18 protein-coding genes are annotated in these 19,453 nt (G+C 50.3%); 4 read left to right on the forward strand and 14 right to left on the reverse strand.

Features of this window, described 5'->3' with window-relative positions; genetic code table 11:
- Positions 1-13: 13 nt before the first annotated feature.
- The gene (parC, locus tag I2D94_RS09980) at positions 14-2,563 is read right to left on the reverse strand and encodes a DNA topoisomerase IV subunit A (protein ID WP_072684139.1); all 2,550 of its coding nucleotides are present in this window, start codon (positions 2,561-2,563) and stop codon (positions 14-16) included.
- Positions 2,560-4,482, reverse strand: coding sequence for a DNA topoisomerase IV subunit B (gene parE / locus I2D94_RS09985; RefSeq protein ID WP_072684138.1), 1,923 nt, complete (start codon positions 4,480-4,482; stop codon positions 2,560-2,562). Before parE ends, parC begins: the two co-directional genes overlap by 4 nt.
- Positions 4,483-4,677: 195 nt before the next feature.
- Here parE and plsY point away from each other — a divergent pair, with 195 nt between their 5' ends.
- Complete coding sequence (plsY, locus tag I2D94_RS09990) at positions 4,678-5,283, forward strand: glycerol-3-phosphate 1-O-acyltransferase PlsY (RefSeq protein WP_195396689.1); 606 nt, start codon at positions 4,678-4,680, stop codon at positions 5,281-5,283.
- Between the two features lie 73 nt (positions 5,284-5,356).
- Here plsY and I2D94_RS09995 read toward each other — a convergent pair whose 3' ends face one another.
- From I2D94_RS09995 to I2D94_RS10020, 6 genes are all read right to left on the reverse strand, one after another.
- The gene (locus tag I2D94_RS09995; protein WP_195396691.1) at positions 5,357-5,770 is read right to left on the reverse strand and encodes a hypothetical protein; all 414 of its coding nucleotides are present in this window, start codon (positions 5,768-5,770) and stop codon (positions 5,357-5,359) included.
- Between the two features lie 106 nt (positions 5,771-5,876).
- On the reverse strand, positions 5,877-6,590 hold the full coding sequence (locus I2D94_RS10000) for a biosynthetic peptidoglycan transglycosylase (RefSeq protein ID WP_195396693.1): 714 nt from the start codon (positions 6,588-6,590) through the stop codon (positions 5,877-5,879).
- 155 nt (positions 6,591-6,745) lie between these two features.
- Positions 6,746-6,961, reverse strand: coding sequence for a YneF family protein (locus tag I2D94_RS10005; RefSeq protein ID WP_072684134.1), 216 nt, complete (start codon positions 6,959-6,961; stop codon positions 6,746-6,748).
- Between the two features lie 57 nt (positions 6,962-7,018).
- Complete coding sequence (locus tag I2D94_RS10010; protein WP_139248592.1) at positions 7,019-7,363, reverse strand: hypothetical protein; 345 nt, start codon at positions 7,361-7,363, stop codon at positions 7,019-7,021.
- A 349-nt stretch (positions 7,364-7,712) separates the two neighbouring features.
- A complete protein-coding gene (locus I2D94_RS10015) occupies positions 7,713-7,874 on the reverse strand; it encodes a hypothetical protein (RefSeq protein ID WP_159432770.1) in 162 nt (53 codons plus the stop codon).
- Between the two features lie 103 nt (positions 7,875-7,977).
- Positions 7,978-9,288 carry a hypothetical protein gene (locus I2D94_RS10020; RefSeq protein ID WP_072684132.1) on the reverse strand — a complete coding sequence of 437 codons (1,311 nt, stop codon included), beginning with the start codon at positions 9,286-9,288 and terminating at the stop codon, positions 7,978-7,980.
- Between the two features lie 362 nt (positions 9,289-9,650).
- Between I2D94_RS10020 and sigK the strand changes: the two genes are divergently transcribed.
- From sigK to nagZ, 3 genes are read left to right on the forward strand one after another with little or no spacing between them, the layout of a single operon-like run.
- The gene (gene sigK / locus I2D94_RS10025; RefSeq protein ID WP_195396695.1) at positions 9,651-10,355 is read left to right on the forward strand and encodes an RNA polymerase sporulation sigma factor SigK; all 705 of its coding nucleotides are present in this window, start codon (positions 9,651-9,653) and stop codon (positions 10,353-10,355) included.
- 53 nt (positions 10,356-10,408) lie between these two features.
- On the forward strand, positions 10,409-11,068 hold the full coding sequence (locus I2D94_RS10030) for an HAD family phosphatase (RefSeq protein WP_072684109.1): 660 nt from the start codon (positions 10,409-10,411) through the stop codon (positions 11,066-11,068).
- On the forward strand, positions 11,065-12,840 hold the full coding sequence (gene nagZ, locus I2D94_RS10035) for a beta-N-acetylhexosaminidase (protein ID WP_195396697.1): 1,776 nt from the start codon (positions 11,065-11,067) through the stop codon (positions 12,838-12,840). Before I2D94_RS10030 ends, nagZ begins: the two co-directional genes overlap by 4 nt.
- A 93-nt stretch (positions 12,841-12,933) precedes the next feature.
- On the opposite strand, the gene I2D94_RS10040 is transcribed toward nagZ, so the two are convergent.
- From I2D94_RS10040 to carB, 6 genes are all read right to left on the reverse strand, one after another.
- Positions 12,934-13,164, reverse strand: coding sequence for a hypothetical protein (locus tag I2D94_RS10040; RefSeq protein WP_195396699.1), 231 nt, complete (start codon positions 13,162-13,164; stop codon positions 12,934-12,936).
- Positions 13,165-13,260: 96 nt separating this feature from the next.
- Positions 13,261-13,899, reverse strand: coding sequence for an orotate phosphoribosyltransferase (gene pyrE / locus I2D94_RS10045; protein WP_195396701.1), 639 nt, complete (start codon positions 13,897-13,899; stop codon positions 13,261-13,263).
- 2 nt (positions 13,900-13,901) lie between these two features.
- Positions 13,902-14,609 (reverse strand): orotidine-5'-phosphate decarboxylase, encoded by a 708-nt coding sequence (pyrF, locus tag I2D94_RS10050; RefSeq protein WP_229056844.1) that lies wholly within the window; start codon positions 14,607-14,609, stop codon positions 13,902-13,904.
- Positions 14,606-15,523, reverse strand: a complete 918-nt coding sequence (locus tag I2D94_RS10055; protein WP_195396702.1) for a dihydroorotate dehydrogenase — start codon at positions 15,521-15,523, stop codon at positions 14,606-14,608. Before I2D94_RS10055 ends, pyrF begins: the two co-directional genes overlap by 4 nt.
- Positions 15,508-16,263: a dihydroorotate dehydrogenase electron transfer subunit gene (locus I2D94_RS10060; protein ID WP_195396704.1), complete on the reverse strand. Its 756-nt coding sequence runs from the start codon at positions 16,261-16,263 to the stop codon at positions 15,508-15,510. Before I2D94_RS10060 ends, I2D94_RS10055 begins: the two co-directional genes overlap by 16 nt.
- 9 nt (positions 16,264-16,272) lie before the next feature.
- A complete protein-coding gene (gene carB, locus I2D94_RS10065) occupies positions 16,273-19,452 on the reverse strand; it encodes a carbamoyl-phosphate synthase large subunit (RefSeq protein ID WP_195396706.1) in 3,180 nt (1,059 codons plus the stop codon).
- Between the last annotated feature and the right edge of the window lies 1 nt (position 19,453).

Consider the following 19,453-nt stretch of genomic DNA (forward strand, 5'->3'; position numbering starts at 1 on the left):
CGCCGGGCCTTCCTTATTCTTCTTCAAACAAACTCATCATTTCAATATCGGAATGGACTTTTTCATCCGCTTCCGATTCTTCATCATAGTCTTCAAACGGAATTTCGTCCTCGCCGACCGGATGATCGACAATCCGCACTTCCTCAATCCCCTTAATCAGACCCCAGTCCTTTTTCAGTTCCAGCGGTGTGGAGAAGGTGGCTTCCCGGCTCATCATCGGCACGTCTTTCGCCTGAAGAATCTGCAGCTGCGGATCCATCAGCATCAGACTGTCATACGGCTGCACGCATTGGCAGTAGGCGATATGATAAGGGTTGGTCTTCAGCCGCTTCACAACGATTTCGCCTTTGACCGGACGCCCGGTGACGTTGATGTCGCTCATCTTGATCCGTTTCATATTGCCCTTATCCGACAATACCCACAGGCTCTGACGTTCGTCGCTGTAGCTGCAGGCCGCCGCCAGCGTGTCGTCCTTCGCCAGATTCAGCGCCTTGACGCCCTGCGACTTGGTGCCGTTGGCCGGTACCAGATCCGAGGAATACCGGCTGATCCAGCCGCTGCGGCTGATCATGATCAGATCCTCGTGCGCATACACGACGAACGCCCGCATCATCTCATCGTCTTTCTTGAGATTCATCGCGGTCATCATCTTGTTGTTGCGCTGCACCTGCCACTGACTGATCGGCGTTTTCTTGACCTGTCCGCGCCGGCTGACGGTCACAATCCAGGCGTAGCTGGAGAAGTTTTTGACGACAATCGCATTGATGATTTTATCGTCGCCGTCAATGCTGACATATTTATTCATATGCGAGCCGACGTCCTTCCACTTCGCTTCGTCGATCTGATACACCGGCAGATACGCGTAGTTACCCTTGCTTGTGAACAACAACAGCGTGTCAAGCGTATCGACTTCCAGCTGTCCAACGAGCACGTCGCCTTCCTTCAAGCCGGTCATCGCGTTGTCGCTGGCCCCGTAGGAACGCAGCGATACCCGTTTGACATACCCATCGCGGGATGCGGTGATCATGACGCGTTCGTTAGGAATCATCGCGGTCTTATCAATGACGATTTCCTCAACCTCCGCCTGAATCTCGCTGCGGCGCGGGTCGGCATATTCCTTTTTGATCTCGCGCAGTTCCTTGATCAGAACGCTCTTTAAGACAGTCTCACTTTCCAAAATCGTTTTCAGCATTTCCATCTCGTTGACTAACTGCGCAAATTCCTCCCGCAGCGCCACGATATCGGTCGACGTCAAACGATACAGCCGCAGGGTGACGATCGCTTCGGCCTGGGTTTCACTGAAACCAAACGATTCCGTCAGATTGCGCTTGGCGTCGCCCTTATCCTTCGACTGCCGGATGACGGCGATCACCTCGTCCATGATCGACACGGCTTTCATCAAGCCCTCTAAGATGTGGCAGCGTTCCTCCATCTTATTATAAAGGTAACGGCTGCGGCGCAGCACGACCTCCTCACGGTGCGCGATGAAGGCGTCCAACATCCCGATCAAGCCCATCTGAACCGGACGCTTGTTGACGATCGACACCATGTTGTAGCTGTAATAGATCTGTAAATCTGTGTTTTTATAGAAATAATTCAGGATTACATTGGGATCGGCATCCTTTTTGACGTCGATGACAATCCGCAGACCAGTCCGGTCCGTTTCGTCGCGGATATCCATAATCCCTTCAATTTCGCGGGAAAGCCGGATATCGTCCATTTTGCGGACCATCGACGATTTGACGACTTCATAGGGAATTTCCCGGATAATAATCTGATTGCATGTCTTGCCCGTGACGATCTCCGTGCGGGCGCGGATGACAATCCGGCCCTTGCCGGTGGTGAAGGCATCGACAATCCCTTTTTTGCCCATGACGATACCGCCGGTCGGAAAGTCCGGTCCCGGCAGGATTTCCATCAGTTCCTCCAGCGAACACTTCGGCCGCTGCATCCGGTAGATCGCCGCGTCGATCACTTCGCTCAGATTGTGCGGCGGGATGTTGGTCGCGTAACCCGCCGCGATTCCCGTCGCTCCGTTGACCAGCAGAACCGGAAAGCGGGCCGGCAGGACGGTCGGTTCATTCTCCGTATCGTCGAAGTTCGGCGCGAACAGGACCGTGTCCTTGTCGATATCCTCCAGCATCGTTCCGGCGATTTTCGCCAGCCGTGCTTCGGTATATCGCATCGCCGCCGCCGGGTCGTCGTCGATCGAACCATTGTTGCCATGCATATCGATCAAAGGCATGCGGATCTTCCAATCCTGCGACATCCGCACCATCGCGTCGTAAACCGAGCTGTCGCCGTGAGGATGGTAATTACCGATGACCAGACCGACGGTTTTCGCCGATTTGCGGTGCTGATGATCAAACGTGTTGCCATCATGATACATCGCGTACAGAATCCGCCGCTGAACCGGCTTCAGCCCATCGCGGGCATCCGGCAGCGCGCGTTCCTGAATAATATATTTGGAATAGCGGCCAAACCGCTCGCCCATGATGTCCTCTAACGGAGAAATCACCAGGCTGGGTTCTTTGACCGGCGCTGTATTTTCTTTCTTCTTCATTTCTGTTCCACCTTAAACGTATCTTCCAACGTAAACGCGACGTGCTGCTCAATCCAGGTACGGCGCAGATTGGCCTTGTCGCCCATCAAAATGGAAACATTGCGCTCCGCCTGCACCGCGTCTTCAATCGAAACCTGAATCAGCGTCCGGGTTTCAGGGTCCATTGTCGTTTCCCACAGCTGGGACGCGTTCATTTCGCCCAAACCTTTGTAGCGCTGAATCTCGACCTTGCCCCACTGCTGCTTCACCTCGTCCAGCTCCTCATCAGTGTAGGCGTAGCGCAGCTGCTTGCCCTTGGTCACCTTATATAACGGCGGCAGGGCGATGTAAACCATGCCATGCTCGATCAACTGCCGCATGTAGCGGTAAAAGAACGTCAAGAGCAGCACCTGAATGTGCGCGCCGTCGGTATCGGCATCGGTCATGATGATGATTTTGTTGTAATTGCTGTCGGAGTAATCGAAGCCGGAACCGATCCCCGCGCCCAGGGCATGGACGATCGTATTCAATTCTTCGTTCTTTTCAATCTCTGCCAGTCCCGCCTTTTCCGTATTCAGCACCTTACCGCGCAGCGGCAGAATCGCCTGGTACTTGGAATCGCGGCCCTGCTTGGCGGAACCACCGGCGGAATCGCCTTCCACTAAGAATAATTCTTTGCGGGTCGCATCCTTGGACTGAGCCGGCGCCAGCTTGCCGGAAAGCACCTTTTCACTTTTGCCGGCCTTCTTGCCCTTCCGCGCTTCTTCACGCGCTTTCCGCGCCGCTTCCCGGGCCTGCGACGCCTTCTGCATCTTCTTGATCAGCATCGTCGAAAGCTCTTTGTTTTCTTCCAGATAGAAGCTCAGCTTATCGCCGACAAGGCTCTCGACCGCACTCTTCGCTTCCGCGGTCCCCAGCTTGCCTTTGGTCTGACCTTCAAACTGAAGCAGATTTTCCGGAATCGACACCGACACGATCGAGGTCAGACCTTCGCGCACGTCGCTGCCTTCAAAGTTTTTATCTTTCTCTTTTAACAAACCGAGCTTCCGCGCATAATCGTTAAACGCCTTGGTGAACGCCGATCGGAAACCCATTTCATGCGTGCCCCCATCCTTGGTGCGGACAAGGTTGACAAAGGAAACCATGCTTTCCTGATAATCATCCGTATACTGGAACGCGCACTGTACCTCGATGTCATTCGCCATTCCGGTAAACACAACCGGATCATGCAGCACCGTCCGATCCTCATGCAGATACTCCAGAAAAGCCTTTAAGCCGTCTTCGTAATGGAACGTTTCCGTCTTGCCGGAACGTTCGTCCTTCACGACCATCGTGATATTCTTCAATAAGAACGCGTTTTCCCGTGCCCGCTCGCAGATCAAGCCGGCATTGAATTCGATCGTCGAGAAGATCCGCTTGTCCGGCATGAACCGGATCTTACTGCCGGTTTTGGTGCTTTTGCCAAGCTTTTCGAGCTTGCCGATCTTCTTGCCGCCATCCTCAAAACGCATGGAAACCATCTGTCCTTCCTGACAGACCGTCACCTCAACCCATTCACTTAAAGCGTTGACGACCGAGGCGCCGACGCCGTGCAGACCGCCGGAGGTCTTATACCCTCCTTCGGAGGAAAACTTGCCGCCCGCATGCAGGACGGTAAAAATAACCTGAATCGTCGGAACACCGCTGGCATGCATGCCGATCGGCATCCCGCGACCCTCATCCTCAACGCAGACCGCGCCGCACTTTTCCAGCGTGATCGTTATTTTCTTGCCGAAGCCGTTGAGCGCTTCGTCAATCGCATTGTCGACCGTTTCCCAGACCAGATGATGCAGGCCGCGCGAATCTGTCGATCCGATATACATCCCCGGACGTTTTCTGACCGCTTCCAATCCTTCCAGGATCTGAATTGAATTCTCATCATATTTCTGTGTTTTTGCCATCTTTTATTACGATTAGAGAAGAAAAAATCCTACTCTTTCTCCTTTCCGTTTCAGCTTGATTTTCCTGAGTTTAGCCTTTCCCCGCCGCCTTCATTCCAATCCGCCGTAGATTAGATTATACACAAAAACGGCTTAAAATAAAAGTTTACGCGCTCGGTTTTTATGATAAAATAGGGGCGAAGGAGTGAAGAGGAAATGATTAAAATTCTTTTTGCGATGGTCCTGGGTTATCTTTTCGGATCGATCCCCTGGGCGTTAGTCATCGGCAAAGTCTTCTATAAAACCGACGTTCGTAATTTTGGCTCCGGCAATCTGGGCGGCACCAACGCCGGCCGCGTGCTGGGAAAAAAGGCCGGCGTCACCGTGATTGTGCTGGATGGTTTGAAAGCCTTCTTCGTTGTCGGCCTGTGCATCTTGTTTGTTCCGGAGGCTGCGGTCTACGCCGGCATGTGCTGCTGCGCAGGGCATTGCTTCCCGATCTTCGCCAATTTCAAGGGCGGCAAGGCGGTCGCGACAACGTTTGGCTATCTGTTGGCCACCGGCCTGTTCGTCACCCATGAACCGATCCAGATGTTTGTGATTCCGTTTGTGATCTTCATGATCACCTTGAAGATCTGGAAGATGGTATCGCTGTCCTCCATCATCGGCATCGCCAGCGCGGCGCTGATCACGACGCTGACCCAGTCCAATCTCATGATCACCGCTTCCAGCTGGATTCTCTGGGCGTTCGTCACTTACCGCCACAAGGCCAATATCGAACGGATCCGCAACCATGAGGAAAAGAAAATCTCCTGGATGTAACTGACGATCAATCTGAAAAAAGCTCGTTTTCATCTGAAAGCGAGTTTTTATTTTATCGTCGATTCAATGCCTGTCATTCGCCGTTGAGCTGTTCATTCAACGCCTGGAGAATCACATCGTTCGCACCATTATAAATGATCATCAGCTGATCGTAATAATAGATATGATAATGGGTGTCCAGCACTTTTTCTTCACGGGCCTCTGCGGATCCTTCAATAATATATAAAGTCGCATCTGACTCCGCGAGCGAGCCGATCTGCTCGGCGCTGATCGTTTCCAGATTTAACGTTTCATAAAAATCATAGCTCTTAAACCGATCCAGCAGATTGCTGATCGAAATTGGAAATCCATCGTTGCTGACGCTGATTTCGGCCTGTGATTTTACGGAATACTCCGAGGCCGTCGCCGCGTTTTCAGGCTGGCTGCCGCATCCTGCGCTCAACAGAAATACGCAAAAAAACAAGAAAGGCAAAATTGACCTTTTCATAGACAGAACCTCCTACTATCTTGATTATGCCGATCCCGGCTTTAAATAGATAGAGGATTAAGGAATGCTTCATGTCAATTTAAGAAAGGTGTAATAAATTATTCAATCACATACCCAAATAGTTGGATGACCATTCCAAAGCAGCCTGACTTTGCGCCGCGTCGATCAAGCCGACCGCCTGCATCGCTTCCAAAACCTGCTGCTGACGATGCAGCGCCAGATCTTTGCCGGAACTGAGCTGATAGCGACTTGGTGACTGCGGTAATCCTGCCAGTAAGGTCGCTTCCGCCAACGTCAGCTCGGAAGGTTCCTTGTTGAAATATCCGCGGCTGGCCTGAGCAACGCCGTAATGCCCGTCGCCGTAATAGATGACGTTGACATAAAAAGAAAGAATCTCATCTTTGGAGTAGGCCGCTTCCAGATCATAGAGAAAAAACACTTCTGCGATTTTCCGCGTCAAGGACGGTTTGTGCGTAAAATACAGGTTTTTCGCCAGCTGCTGAGGAATCGTGCTGCCGCCTTCCTTGAGCTCGCCGGAGATCAGATTTGTCAGCAATGCCCGGCCCAGAGAAATTACATCAATTCCCTGTCGGGTATAAAACCGCCGATCCTCCACCGCGACGACCGCATTCACAAAATCCGGACTGATCTGATCCAGCGGCATATAATCTTCGCGTTGTTTCACTTCTTCGATCTTATCCGCCAGCGGCATTTCGGCGATCGCTTCTTTATATCGCTGATAGCCTGAAGCCGTCAGCCATCCCCCGCCGATCACAAGCAGCGTGAGCAGAACAAGCACGAAACGCTTTATCCATTTCATCTTTATCACCTGTCCGCATTATACCACGCAGATCCTGCTTGCAGCCTTACAGTTTAGTCATGTTCCCGTCACCTGAGTCAAATAAAAAAACTGATAAGTCCGGCGATCCTGTCCCCTGCTTATCAGCTTTTTATTTCCTTCTTCCCAATGTTGAGTTACTGTCCCATGGACTTCATGATAGCCCGGATCTGAGCTTCGGACGGCTTCCGTCCCATCTGCAGGAACATGGCGCGAATCATCTTCTCATTGACTGGAGGATGTTCCTTCAACTGCTTTTCAAAATAACGGCGCGTGAAGAAGAAACCTAATCCACCACCGATAACCAGTCCCAAAATCAGAAATCCGATTGAACTCAAGAATGCGTTTCCCATTATTACACCACCTATCTCTGTGATTATCGTATTTATTGTATCGTTTTTCAATCTATTTTACAAGTCTATTTCCGTCAGAACCAATGTCCCCCGCAGCTGTTTCAATTCATACAGAAACGGGTATTCCGCCTTATCTGAGAGAACCAGATGCCATTGTTCTTTTTCGAGCGTGCTCGTCCGCTGTGTCAGCGAGTTATAATAAGTTATTTTATCCGGTACCAGAAACATATCATCACGATATTGAAAGCGTGTCTTCAGCTGCTGAAAAATGACATCCGGCGAGATCAGGATCGCGTCAAGCTGAGCTTGATATTCATCACGATTTTCCATCCAGCCAAGAACCGACGTACTGTTTTTCATAACAGAAATAAACTCATCGCGGATCATATATCCTCTAATCATCTTCTCACCCCGATCAATATAACAGTCCGCGCTTCAAAATTTTGTCGAAACACAAAAAAACGATGGAGAATCCGACTCCCTATCAGATTCTCCATCACTGCCTGCGACCGGTTTTGCACCTATAAATAGACCGATCACTCACCAATTTTTATCATTTTTCTACAAGCAAGACATCAAATAAATATCGATTATGTTTTTATTCTCACTGTAGCGGTCCGGTTTATTATGTTTCTGCAACTTAGTTCTTCTACCTTGTTTCGTTCACTCGTTTTCCCGTAGAATGAAGCCCCCATTACTTCGCCATAATAAACATTGTTGTTGATTTTATGCAATTCAGTTAATCTATAGATTAACCAAACATGCAATCTGGTGCTGTGCAACCCGCTGGTTCAATGCACAATTCTGGATGTTCAACAGAGCAACCTTCTGGGTCTGTTTCTTCAGCACTCACTGGTGTACACAATACGCATAACGCTACTAAAGCTAATGCGCTTAACAATACTTTCTTCATATTTCCTCCTTTCAACGGTCTTATTATATAATGAAAATCGCATTTAATATGTTTTTGTTACATTTCAAAAGTCAGAATATTTGAATCATGAAATCTTTACATATCAAGCAATTTTATGCGAAGTAAAATCATTGAAACTATCAATATCTTTATATTTTTTCGTTATTTTTACTAATTTTGATAATTCAGACTTAAAATAGCTTAAAATGCTTTCTGAACGATATTGATTTATCAATAATCTATGAATATCCGTCATGATAAAATTTTGTAATTCTTTAGCAGAAGCATTATTAATTTTCATTGAAAAATACTCATAAAAAATTTTACAAGTACTATTATCATTGGGATCCTCTAAATGAATCTGCTTGAATAACGCTGTATCTGTTGGTAAATTTAATTCTTCAAAACATTCTAAAACATGTAAAATATGAGCTGTAAACTTAGGCTTATAACTTAAGAACTTTTCAAAGTATTCCTTGGCTAATAGATAATCCTTATCATAATAATAATGATAACCTACGTTAAAATAATTTTCTTTGAGCTTTTTTTCAGCTAATCGACCTCCACATTTTGATAAATATTCTATAGATCGATCAAAGTAATTTTTTACATTATCTTTATTGCCTGTATGCAAAGCCAATGCCTTCGTATAATATAAAATACCTAAATAATATATGCTATTTAATTGCGTAAAATAAATGATTCCCAGTTCAGTATAGCGCAAGGCATCTAATAACCTTTCTTTATAAATAAGCCAGAAAACTATATAAATTGTTGAAATTTGTGAACCATTTTTATAACTAATTAATTGTTCTGATATTTTCTCAGAGTAAGACATATTCATTTCTCTAAAGAAAAAATAATCAAATAATATATTTTTAAGTATTTCATCTATTTTTGAGCTTAATAAAAAACTCGTATAATACATTCTTTCTGCAGTCACACTATTAGGATATTCAGCAAACAAATAGTATTGTATAATAATTTTAAATGCTTCATAAATATCACTATAATAGAAATATGATTTAGCTTTAGTGAATAGAGTTTCTATTTTATTATCAATTTCCTTTATTTTCCTAATATCATACAGTTCTACAGCTTCAAATAATTCAGCACTAATTAATTCAACCTGTGACATCACCCCCGGAAAGTCATCGACCTTAAACCCCAGTTTCTCAATGAAGAAGACGTATAACTCATCATCTTTGATGATCTGTCCCCGCTCTAAACGATTTAATGTAGCTCGGGAACAAACTGGTTCACCCTCAACAACTTCATAAAAAGGATGTTCCCTGGTCGCTAAAATAAATTCGTTGCAGCTGAAACGTTTATCTTTAGATCCCTGATGCATTCGTTCACGATAGATCTTGATTAGACGTCCACTGTTTTCTCGCATTTTGTTATTCGCAAACATGTTCGTTCCCCCTCCAAAAATTCCGGTTATATTCTATCATAGATTATATTGAAAAATGGTAATATTTGGGAATTCTATCAATGAAATCATATCACAAATTTATCAATACAGAGCAAAATGTAAGAATTATAGAAGTTTAAGAACACAATGCCGTTAACAAATCAAGGTCTTGATTTTAAACGATTGCTGAGGAAAGATCGAAAATTTCCATAGCGGATCGAGGATTTAATCCAATTCAAGAAGACTGCTGACTTCAAATTGGGAAGAAAGTGAACTTTTAATCGAGAGTGCCGCATTAAGAAAATTCATCAAATTTCGACTAAAATCGCAGGATCGAACATACGTTGAAGAAGGTGATAACTATGTGGACACAACTTTTTCAAATGCTACAGATTTTCTTCAGCTGCTTTATCGGTTCCATCCGGACAACCTCCTTCCCGCAGCCTTTGACAGCGGAAGAAGAACAAGACGCATTGCAGCGCATGGCCAAAGGCGACGTCGAAGCGCGGGCTGATTTAATCGAACACAATCTTCGTTTAGTCGCGCACATCGTAAAGAAATTCGATATCCGCCGCGAACAAACCGAAGATCTCATCAGCATCGGTACGATCGGTTTGATCAAAGGCATCGACACGTTCAAGGTCGATAAAGGACATAAGCTGGCAACTTATGTTTCCCGCTGTATCGAAAATGAAATTCTGATGCACTTACGCAACAACAAGCATGCTTTCCAGACGCGTTCTTTAGATGATGCGATTGGTCAGGATAAAGATGGCAGCGAGCTGACCTTGATCGACGTGATTCCCGCCCCGGACCAGCCTGACCCCATCGACAAATTGATGCTTGAGGAAAACAAACGCAAGCTCGCTCAGTTTATGGGTTTATTGGATGAACGGGAGCACAGCATCCTTGTCCGCCGCTATGGGCTGGAAGGGCATCAGGAAATGACGCAGCGGGATATTGCCAGACAGGAACACATTTCCAGATCCTACGTCTCGCGGATTGAAAAGCGGGCTTTCATGAAGCTTCTGCGGGCATTTATGAAGGAGAATCAGGAAAAGAAGTAGCCATTTGTTTTGAAAACCATTATAATCATCTTGAGAGATTCGAGGTGGATAAAATGAGTATAGAATGTGTAATTTTTGACTGTGACGGCCTGATGTTCGATACCGAAAAGGTCGCTAATGAAAACTGGCGGGAAATCGCTGGAAAATATGGAATTACGTTAGACGATGAGTTTTTCTATCAGATCATCGGCTGCGGACACAAATTATTCTTAAAAGCCATGGAGAACCATCAGGATCTAAAACCGCATCTTCCGGAAATCAGCGAAGGCCGGTTAAAAAAGATCTTTGGCATGTGTGAAAACAAAGGCAGCCTGAATAAAAAAGGATTGACTGAATTGCTCGACTATTTAGACGAGGCAGGCATCAAGAAATGCGTCGCTTCGTCCAGTCACCGCGAATATGTCGACACGCTTTTAGGCAGTATCGGCAAGCCTTATCACTTCGACAGCGTCGTGTGCGGCGATGAAGTGACCCATGGCAAACCGGATCCGGAAATCTTTTTAACCGCCGCGCGGAAAGCCGGCGCCGCCCCGGAAAAATGCGTCGTGCTGGAAGATTCCAAGTTCGGCATCATCGCCGCAAAGCGGGCAGGGATGAAAAGCGTCTGGATCTATGACTTTGTAAAACCGGATGAAGAAATGAAGGAAGCAATCCAGGAAAGCCGCAATGATCTGCTTGAAGTAATTGATTATTTAAAGGAGCAGGCACGATGAGCCGTTCCCCTGCTTTTCCTGCTTCTTCATCTGTTCACGGCCGGCGGTGGTCAGCGATGCTTTTATCTCTGTTGATGCTTGCCAGCTGCAGCCGCCCGGAACCTGTTCCCTCTCCGGAAATTTTACCCAGCCCAACGCCTTCTGACAATGCCGTTTCTGAAAAGCTCAATGAACAGCAGTTAAAAGAGCTTGTCGCAAAAATGGACGTTCAGGAGAAAGTGGGTCAACTGGTCATCGTTTCTTTTGAAACGACGGAAGTCGATACGAAAACTGAGGCCTGGCTCAGAACCAATAAGATCGGCAACGTCATCGTGTATGCGAAAAATATCGAAAACGCCGGGCAGGCGACGACGCTGACCGGACAGCTCCAGAACACCATCCGCGGCGCAACTCAGATTCCGGCGTTCATTGGAATCGATCAGGAAGGCGGCATGGTCAACCGGGTCCGCGAAGGCGTCACAATTTTCCCATCCCCGATGGCGATCGCGGCCGGCCGGCAGGAGAATCTGTATTCGCTGGCGTGGTCGATGGCAGATGAGCTTTCCGGCATGGGATTCAACATGAACTTCGCGCCGGTGCTCGACGTCAACTCCAATCCGGACAACCCGGTGATCAATCTGCGCTCGTATGGCGATGATCCGAAAGCTGTCGCCAGCTTTGCCTCGATCTGGATTAAAGGCTTGCAGGAAGGCGGCGTGGTCAGCGTAGCGAAGCATTTCCCAGGGCATGGAGATACAAGCGAGGATTCGCATTTCGCCCTGCCCACTGTCAATAAGACGCTGGATCAGCTGAAAGAAACGGAATTGATTCCGTTTGAAACGGCGATTCGCAGCGGCGTCAGCGCGATTATGACCTCGCATATCCTGTTCCCTAAAATTGAAAAAGAAAAGATTCCCGCAACTTTATCCAAAACGATCATCACCGATTTGTTAAAAAATGAGTTGGGCTACAACGGAATCGTCATCAGCGACAGCCTGCAGATGGACGCCATTGAAGCGCATTACGGGATGGCAGAAGCGGCAGTTCAGGCAATTCAGGCCGGCGTGGACATGGTGATTCTGGGCGATGGCAAAGTCCTGCAGCCGGACAGCGAAGATGTTCAAACACCGGTGATCGAGGCCCTGATTGAAGCTGTCAATCAGGGAACCATCAGCACCGAGCGACTGGACGATGCGGTTCTTTCCATTCTGCGGATTAAGAATGATTATGGCTTGTTTGAGGACAACGGTGAATCCAATCATGCACCTTACGATATTGATCTGGAATCGCATCAGGTGCTCGTTCAGGATACGACAGACCAAAGCATGACGTTGATCCGCGATGAGATTTCCGCGCTGCCGCTGCCGACAGACAGCACCTTGTTTATTTCCTTTCCTTGCGTCTATCCGCTGGAATTCGATAAAAAGAGCTTCGGCGAAGTGGCCGCGGATTCCTTATTTGGCAAGGCCGTGAATGTTCATCAGGATCCGACACAATCGGAAATCGACGATATCCTGCAGCGGGCCTCCGGTTACGACACCCTTGTTTTATTGGTCTACAATATGGCGGATTCTCCAAACCAGAAAAAATTACTGGATCAGCTGCTTGACACAGAAAAGCCGGTTGTTGTCATCTGCGCGGGCAGTCCGTATGATCTGCAATATCTAAAAGATGCTCCGACCGTGCTTTGTACGTATGGCTATACCCCTGCCGCGGTGCAGTCGGTCATCTCCGTACTCAATGGAACCTTGCTTCCTGAAGGCAAATTGCCCGTGGAAATCCCTGAGAACTAAAATAAGAAAAGCTGATGATTCACACAGGAATGAAGCTTCTTTCCTGGAGTGAATCGATCAGCTTTTTTATGTCTGTTCTTTAAAATATAATTTTTAAAATTCACGGCTCAACAGAAAATCCGCAATGGACATCGCCTTAATTTTCTCCACATTACCGCCTGAGAAAATATCGGTTCGTAATACATCGTTCGGGATAATTATCCCGAATATCCAATAATTTTCCAGCTTCACATTTTCTGTTTCTGCGGATCCAATCTCCTGGGCGAACTGGATATACAGCTTATTCTCCTGCTTCAGGAGAATCTCATTCCATTCTCTTTTCACAGAAAATTCTCTTAGTTTTATGGTTATAATTGTATTTTTTTAATAAAAAAGGGCTGGATTTTACAATTCAGCCCTTTCTTTTTTCTGAAATTCAGATTACAGACTCATCCAGCTGGAATCCGACGGATTCGCCCGGAACGCCTGGAGCTTCTTGACGTCATCAGCGCTGATATAGCCGGTTTCCACAGCGACCTCGATCAGCGCATCATAGTTGGAAGCCGATACGTTCTTCACGTCTGCGGCCGCCAGCCGGTCGATCCCCTTCTGCAGGCCATAGGTGAAGATCGACGCAATGCCCAGCACTTCCGCGCCCGCTTCCCGCAGCACGTTGACGACGTCGATGCAGCTGCCGCCGGTGGAAATCAGATCTTCGACGACGACGACCTTCGTTCCCGGCTCGCAGCGCCCCTCAATCTGATTGGTGCGGCCATGATCCTTGGCGCTGGAACGGACATAGCCCATCGGCAGGTTCAGAATCTGAGCGACCAGCGCGGCATGCGCGATGCCGGCGGTGCTGGTGCCCATGACCGCCTCGCATTGCGGATAGTGCGTTTTGATGATCTCGGCAATCGCATGCTCCACATCATCGCGGACCTCCGGATAGGATAAAGTCAGGCGGTTGTCGCAGTAGATCGGCGCTTTGATCCCGCTGGCCCAGGTAAACGGATCGTTCGGCTTTAAGAAAACCGCTTTGATGTCCAGTAAATGCTTGGCAATATTTTTCTCTGTGCTCATGGTTATTTCCCCTCCACAAATTCTCTGATGCAGCGGCGGTAGCTGGCCACCGGATCCTTGCTGGCAGTAATCGAACGGCCGACGACGATGTAATCGGCGCCGATCTCGCGAGCCTTGGCCGGCGTGGTGACGCGGACCTGATCGCCCTTGGCGTCATCCGCAAAGCGAATGCCCGGCGTGACGGTAAGGAAGTTTTCACCGCAGACCTGATGTACCAGACCGGCTTCCAGCGGGCTGCAGACAACCCCGGCCAGGCCGGCAATTTCCGCATTGTGCGCGTAATGCTGGACGGTATCCGCAATCGGATGATCGATCCACAGCTCATTGCGCATCCGATCTTCGCTGGTGCTGGTCAGCTGGGTGACGGCGATCAGCTTCGTATGCGCGCCGACCTCGTCGATCGCTTCCTGCGCGGCTTTCATCATTTCGATTGTGCCGGCGACGTGAACGTTGGTCATATCGACGTCCAGCAGCGCGATGTTGCGCATCGCTTTCTTCACGGTATTGGGAATATCGTGCAGCTTCAGATCGAGGAAAATTTTATGGCCGCGCGCCTTGATCTCGCGGACCATGTCCGGTCCTTCGGCATACAACAGCTCCATGCCGATTTTCACATACGGCTTTTCCTCGGTAAACAGGTCCAGAAACGCCATCGTTTCCGCTTTGGTTGAAAAGTCGCAGGCGATCATTACATCTCGTTCTTTCATCATTGGTGAGCCCTCCCTATTACGTCACTCAATTTTTCAATGTTCAGTTCATCCATCAAGGATGGCAGCCGTTCGATAATTTCCTTGCAGACATACGGATTGCGCAGGTTTTCCGCGCCGATCTCGACCGCAGTGGCCCCGGCGTACATCATTTCGATGACGTCCTCGGCGCTGGCGATGCCGCCGATCCCGATGATCGGCAGTTTGACAGCTTCATAAACCTGATACACCATCCGTAAGGCGACCGGCTTGATCGCCGGGCCGGAGAAGCCGCCCATGACATTGGCGATGATCGGCCTGCCCGTGCGCAGATCGAAGCGCGCGCCCAATAACGTGTTGATCATCGAGATCCCATCCGCCCCGGCGTTTTCGCAGGCTTTGGCAATCGCAACGATGTCGGTGACGTTCGGCGACAGCTTGATGTAGACCGGCTTGGTGGTCACCGCCTTGACCGCGCGGGTGATCTCGACCGCGGCGTCCGGACTGACGCCGAAGCTCATGCCCCCGCCATGCACGTTCGGGCAGCTGATGTTGACCTCCAGAATGCCGACGATGTCCTGTGCGTCCATCTTTTTCGCACATTCCACGTATTCCTCTTTGGAGAAGCCGGATACGTTAGCGACGACTTTTTTCTGGTAGACCTGTTTCAGCTTCGGAAATTCCTCGCTGATGACCTTGTCAATGCCCGGGTTCTGTAACCCGACGGCATTGATCATACCCCGTTCGCACTCCGCGATCCGCGGCGTCGGGTTGCCGAAGCGCGCCTCGCGGGTCGTGCCCTTGGTCGCGATCGAGCCGAGGATGTTGATGTCGTAGAAATCCGCAAACTCATAGCCGAACCCGAAAGTTCCGCTGGCCGGGATGACCGGGTTGTCCAGCTCCCAGCCGGACAGCGTGACCTTTAATCTTTCGTCCATAAGACCTCCTGACTGGAAAGCACCGGGCCTTCCTTGCAGATGCGTTTCGGGCCGGAAATCGTTTCGCAGCTGCAGCCCATGCACGCGCCGAAGCCGCAGCCCATGCGTTCCTCAAAGGACAGCTGACCCTGAGCGTTTGAGGTTCTCCAGACTGCCTTGAGCATCGGCATCGGGCCGCAGGCGAAGTACGGCAGATTGGTCAGACCTTCCTGAATCATGACGTCGCTGACAAAGCCCTTGATACCCTGACTGCCGTCGTTGGTGCTGAGCTTGACGTCGCAGCCCAGATCCGCAAACTTCTTGATGTAGAAGATATCCTTCTCCGCCGTAAAGCCGAGAATCACAACCGGCTGCTTCCCCTGCTTTAAACACGTTTTCGCCAGTCCGTAGAGCGGCGGCACGCCGACGCCCCCGCCGACCAGCAGCACCTTTTTTTCATCGAAGGCTTCCGGTGTGAAGCCGTTGCCCAGGCCGACCAGACATTCCAGCAGCTCGCCCGGCTGTTTTTGAGACATCTGCTTCGTACCGAAGCCAACGACCTTGTAGATGATCGTCAGGCCGTTCTCGTTCCAGTCGCAGATGCTGATCGGCCGCTTGAGGTAGGCGTTGTCGATCGTGACGTTGAGAAACTGACCGGGATGGGTGATCCAGGAGGAATCCCCTTCCAGTTCCATTTCATAGACCTGGTCGGCAAGATTCCAGTTGGAGATGATCCGGTATTGTTTTATGCGCTCTCCCATAACTCCTCCTTAATTCTGATCAATCGTCGAAACGCCCATTGTGATTTCTTCCAGCACATCCAATAAGACGTTGACGGTATCCAGCGAGGTAAAGACAGTCACGTTGTTTTCCACGGCGCACCGGCGGATCTGATAGCCGTCTTTAGAGGTGCGGGAATCGTTGGAAGACAAGGTGTTGAGGATATAAGTGACGTGGCCCTTGCGGATCGAATCGAGAATTTCCTCGGAGCCTTCGGAGATTTTTTTCTTTTCGCGCGTCTTGATGCCATGCGCCTTCAAGAGCTTGGCCGTGCCTGAGGTCGCTTCGATGTTGAAGCCCAGATCGTAGAACCGGCGGACCAGCGGAATCGCCCGGTCCTTGTCCTGATCGGCCAAGGTCACCAGCACCGTGCCGTAGTTGACGACGCGCATGTTGGAGGCCTGCAGCGACTTGTACAGCGCGCGGTTGAGCGAATCGTCATAGCCGATCGCCTCGCCGGTCGATTTCATTTCCGGGGACAGATAGGCATCCAGTCCGTGCAGCTTGGAGAAGCTGAACGTCGGGCTCTTGACGTAGAACCGTTTCTTTTCCGCCATGACCTCGGTCGTATAACCCTGATCCTTTAAGCTTCGCCCAAGCATGACCTTGGTCGCGATGTTGGCCATCGGCACGCCGGTCGCCTTGGATAAGAACGGCACCGAGCGCGAGGAACGCGGATTGACCTCGATGACCGACACCTCGTCGTTTTCATCGACGATGAACTGAATGTTGAACAGCCCTTCAATGCCGATCGCCAGCCCCAGCTTCACCGTGTATTCCTGAATCGTCGCCTTGACCTTGTCGCTCAGGGAGTACGGCGGATAGACGCTCATCGAGTCGCCGGAGTGCACGCCGGTCGCTTCGACCAGCTGCATGATGCCCGGGATAAACACGTCTTTGCCGTCGCAGATTGCGTCGACCTCGACCTCGCAGCCGTGGATATACTTATCGACTAAGACCGGCTGATCCTGATCGATTTTCACGGCGCTGGTCAGGTATTCGATCAGCTCCTCATCCTGATGCACGATCTGCATCGCCCGGCCGCCCAGAACATAGCTTGGCCGCACTAAGACCGGATAGCCGATCCGGTTGGCAACCTTCAGACCGTCCTCAATGTTGGTGACGGCCTGACCGAGCGGCTGCGGGATGCCGCATTCCGTGACGACCTTTTCAAACAGATCGCGGTTTTCCGCCTTGTCAATCGCTTCGGTGCCGGTGCCGATGATCGGCACATTCAGCTTGTTCAGCCGGTCCGCCAGATTGATCGCCGTCTGGCCGCCCAGCGATACGATGACGCCCTGCGGCTTTTCCAGATCAATGACGTTCATGACGTCCTCGATGCACAACGGTTCAAAGTACAGCTTATCGCTGATCGAGTAGTCGGTCGAAACAGTTTCCGGGTTGTTGTTGATGACGATCGCTTCATAGCCGGCCTGCTGGATCGCCCAGATCGCATGGACCGTGGAGTAATCAAATTCCACGCCCTGCCCGATGCGGATCGGGCCGGAGCCCAGCACGAGGATCGACGGCTTGTCGGTGACGATGCTTTCGTTTTCCTCCTCGTAGGTGGAATAGAAGTATGGGACATAGGCGCTGAACTCCCCGGCACAGGTGTCGATCATCTTGTAGACCGGCCGCAGATTGTGCTCGCGGCGCCACTGCACCATTTCCAGCTCGCTCTTGCCCAGAATTTTGCCCAGATATTTATCGGAGAAGCCTAAGCGCTTGGCCTTGCGGATGTTTTCCTCGCTTGGATCGGCCTTCACCCGTTCCTCCACGGAAATGATGTGGTGGATCTTATCGAGGAAGAACGCGTCGATCTTGGTCGCATCGTAGATCAGCATCATGTCAACCTTGCGGCGGAACAGCTCGGCAATCGCATACAGCCGTTCATCGGTCGGGGTCTTGATGTTTTCCAGCAGCTCCTCGGTTGACAAAGAATCGAACTTTTCAAGGTAGATGTGATCGACGCCGATTTCCAGCGAACGCACCGCTTTCAGCAGGCTTTCCTCCATCGTCCGGCCGATGCTCATGACCTCGCCGGTCGCCTTCATCTGCGTGCTCAGCGTGTGATCGGCCTTGGCGAACTTATCGAACGGGAAGCGCGCAATCTTGGTCACGACGTAGTCGATCGTCGGTTCAAAGGAAGCCGGAGTGTTGGCAATCGGAATTTCGTCCAGCGTCAGGCCGACGGCGATCTTGCTGGAAACACGGGCGATCGGGAAGCCGGCCGCCTTGGACGCCAGCGCCGAAGACCGGGATACACGCGGGTTGACCTCGATGACGTAGTAATCAAAGGAGAACGGATCAAGCGCGAACTGCACGTTGCAGCCACCTTCGATCTTTAATTCGCGGATCAACGTCAGTGCGGCGTTGCGCAGCAGCTGATATTCCTTGTTGGACAGCGTCTGGCAGGGAGCGACGACCATCGAATCGCCGGTGTGCACGCCGACCGGATCAATATTTTCCATGCTGCAGATCACGATCGCAGTATCGTTGTGATCGCGCATGACTTCAAATTCAATTTCTTTATAACCCTTGATCGACTTTTCAACTAAAACCTCGCTGACCGGAGACAGCTTGAGGGCATTTTTGCCCAGCGCGATGACTTCCGCGTCGTCGTAGGCAAAGCCGCCGCCGGTGCCGCCCAGCGTAAACGCCGGCCGCAGCACGACCGGATAGCCGATCTTGTTGGCATATTCCACGACTTCCTCAATCGTACGGGCGACATAGGATTCCAGGCATGGCTGGCCGATCCGCAGGCACAGATCCTTGAAGCGCTGGCGGTCCTCCGCCTGATCGATGGATTCAAAGTCGGTGCCGAGAATCTCGCACCGGCATTCTTCCAGCACACCTTTTTTCGCCAGCTGCATCGCCATGTTTAAGCCGGTCTGGCCGCCCAGCGTCGGCAGAATCGCATCCGGGCGTTCCTTGCGGATGATGCGGGACACATATTCCAGCGTCAGCGGTTCCATGTAGACCTTGTCGGCAATGTTGGTATCGGTCATGATCGTCGCCGGATTGGAGTTGATCAGGATGACCTCATAGCCCTCCTCGCGCAAGGCCAGGCAGGCCTGGGTGCCGGCATAGTCAAATTCCGCAGCCTGACCGATGACGATCGGTCCCGAGCCAATGACTAAGATTTTATGAATATTCGTTCTTTTCGGCATC

The organism is Holdemania sp. 1001302B_160321_E10 (genome assembly GCF_015552275.1).
In the GTDB taxonomy this organism is placed as follows: domain Bacteria; phylum Bacillota_I; class Bacilli_A; order Erysipelotrichales; family Erysipelotrichaceae; genus Holdemania.

Excerpts from the sequence above, each read along its gene's own strand:
- I2D94_RS10015 (WP_159432770.1), bottom strand. The coding sequence starts at position 7,874 with ATGAAGAAAGTATTGTTAAGCGCATTAGCTTTAGTAGCGTTATGCGTA.
- I2D94_RS10000 (WP_195396693.1), bottom strand. The coding sequence starts at position 6,590 with ATGAAATGGATAAAGCGTTTCGTGCTTGTTCTGCTCACGCTGCTTGTG.
- sigK (WP_195396695.1), top strand. The coding sequence starts at position 9,651 with ATGTGGACACAACTTTTTCAAATGCTACAGATTTTCTTCAGCTGCTTT.
- I2D94_RS10010 (WP_139248592.1), bottom strand. The coding sequence starts at position 7,363 with ATGATTAGAGGATATATGATCCGCGATGAGTTTATTTCTGTTATGAAA.
- I2D94_RS10060 (WP_195396704.1), bottom strand. The coding sequence starts at position 16,263 with ATGGGAGAGCGCATAAAACAATACCGGATCATCTCCAACTGGAATCTT.
- nagZ (WP_195396697.1), top strand. The coding sequence starts at position 11,065 with ATGAGCCGTTCCCCTGCTTTTCCTGCTTCTTCATCTGTTCACGGCCGG.
- plsY (WP_195396689.1), top strand. The coding sequence starts at position 4,678 with ATGATTAAAATTCTTTTTGCGATGGTCCTGGGTTATCTTTTCGGATCG.
- pyrF (WP_229056844.1), bottom strand. The coding sequence starts at position 14,609 with ATGATGAAAGAACGAGATGTAATGATCGCCTGCGACTTTTCAACCAAA.
- parE (WP_072684138.1), bottom strand. The coding sequence starts at position 4,482 with ATGGCAAAAACACAGAAATATGATGAGAATTCAATTCAGATCCTGGAA.
- carB (WP_195396706.1), bottom strand. The coding sequence starts at position 19,452 with ATGCCGAAAAGAACGAATATTCATAAAATCTTAGTCATTGGCTCGGGA.
- I2D94_RS10030 (WP_072684109.1), top strand. The coding sequence starts at position 10,409 with ATGAGTATAGAATGTGTAATTTTTGACTGTGACGGCCTGATGTTCGAT.
- parC (WP_072684139.1), bottom strand. The coding sequence starts at position 2,563 with ATGAAGAAGAAAGAAAATACAGCGCCGGTCAAAGAACCCAGCCTGGTG.
- I2D94_RS09995 (WP_195396691.1), bottom strand. The coding sequence starts at position 5,770 with ATGAAAAGGTCAATTTTGCCTTTCTTGTTTTTTTGCGTATTTCTGTTG.
- pyrE (WP_195396701.1), bottom strand. The coding sequence starts at position 13,899 with ATGAGCACAGAGAAAAATATTGCCAAGCATTTACTGGACATCAAAGCG.
- I2D94_RS10020 (WP_072684132.1), bottom strand. The coding sequence starts at position 9,288 with ATGTTTGCGAATAACAAAATGCGAGAAAACAGTGGACGTCTAATCAAG.
- I2D94_RS10005 (WP_072684134.1), bottom strand. The coding sequence starts at position 6,961 with ATGGGAAACGCATTCTTGAGTTCAATCGGATTTCTGATTTTGGGACTG.
- I2D94_RS10055 (WP_195396702.1), bottom strand. The coding sequence starts at position 15,523 with ATGGACGAAAGATTAAAGGTCACGCTGTCCGGCTGGGAGCTGGACAAC.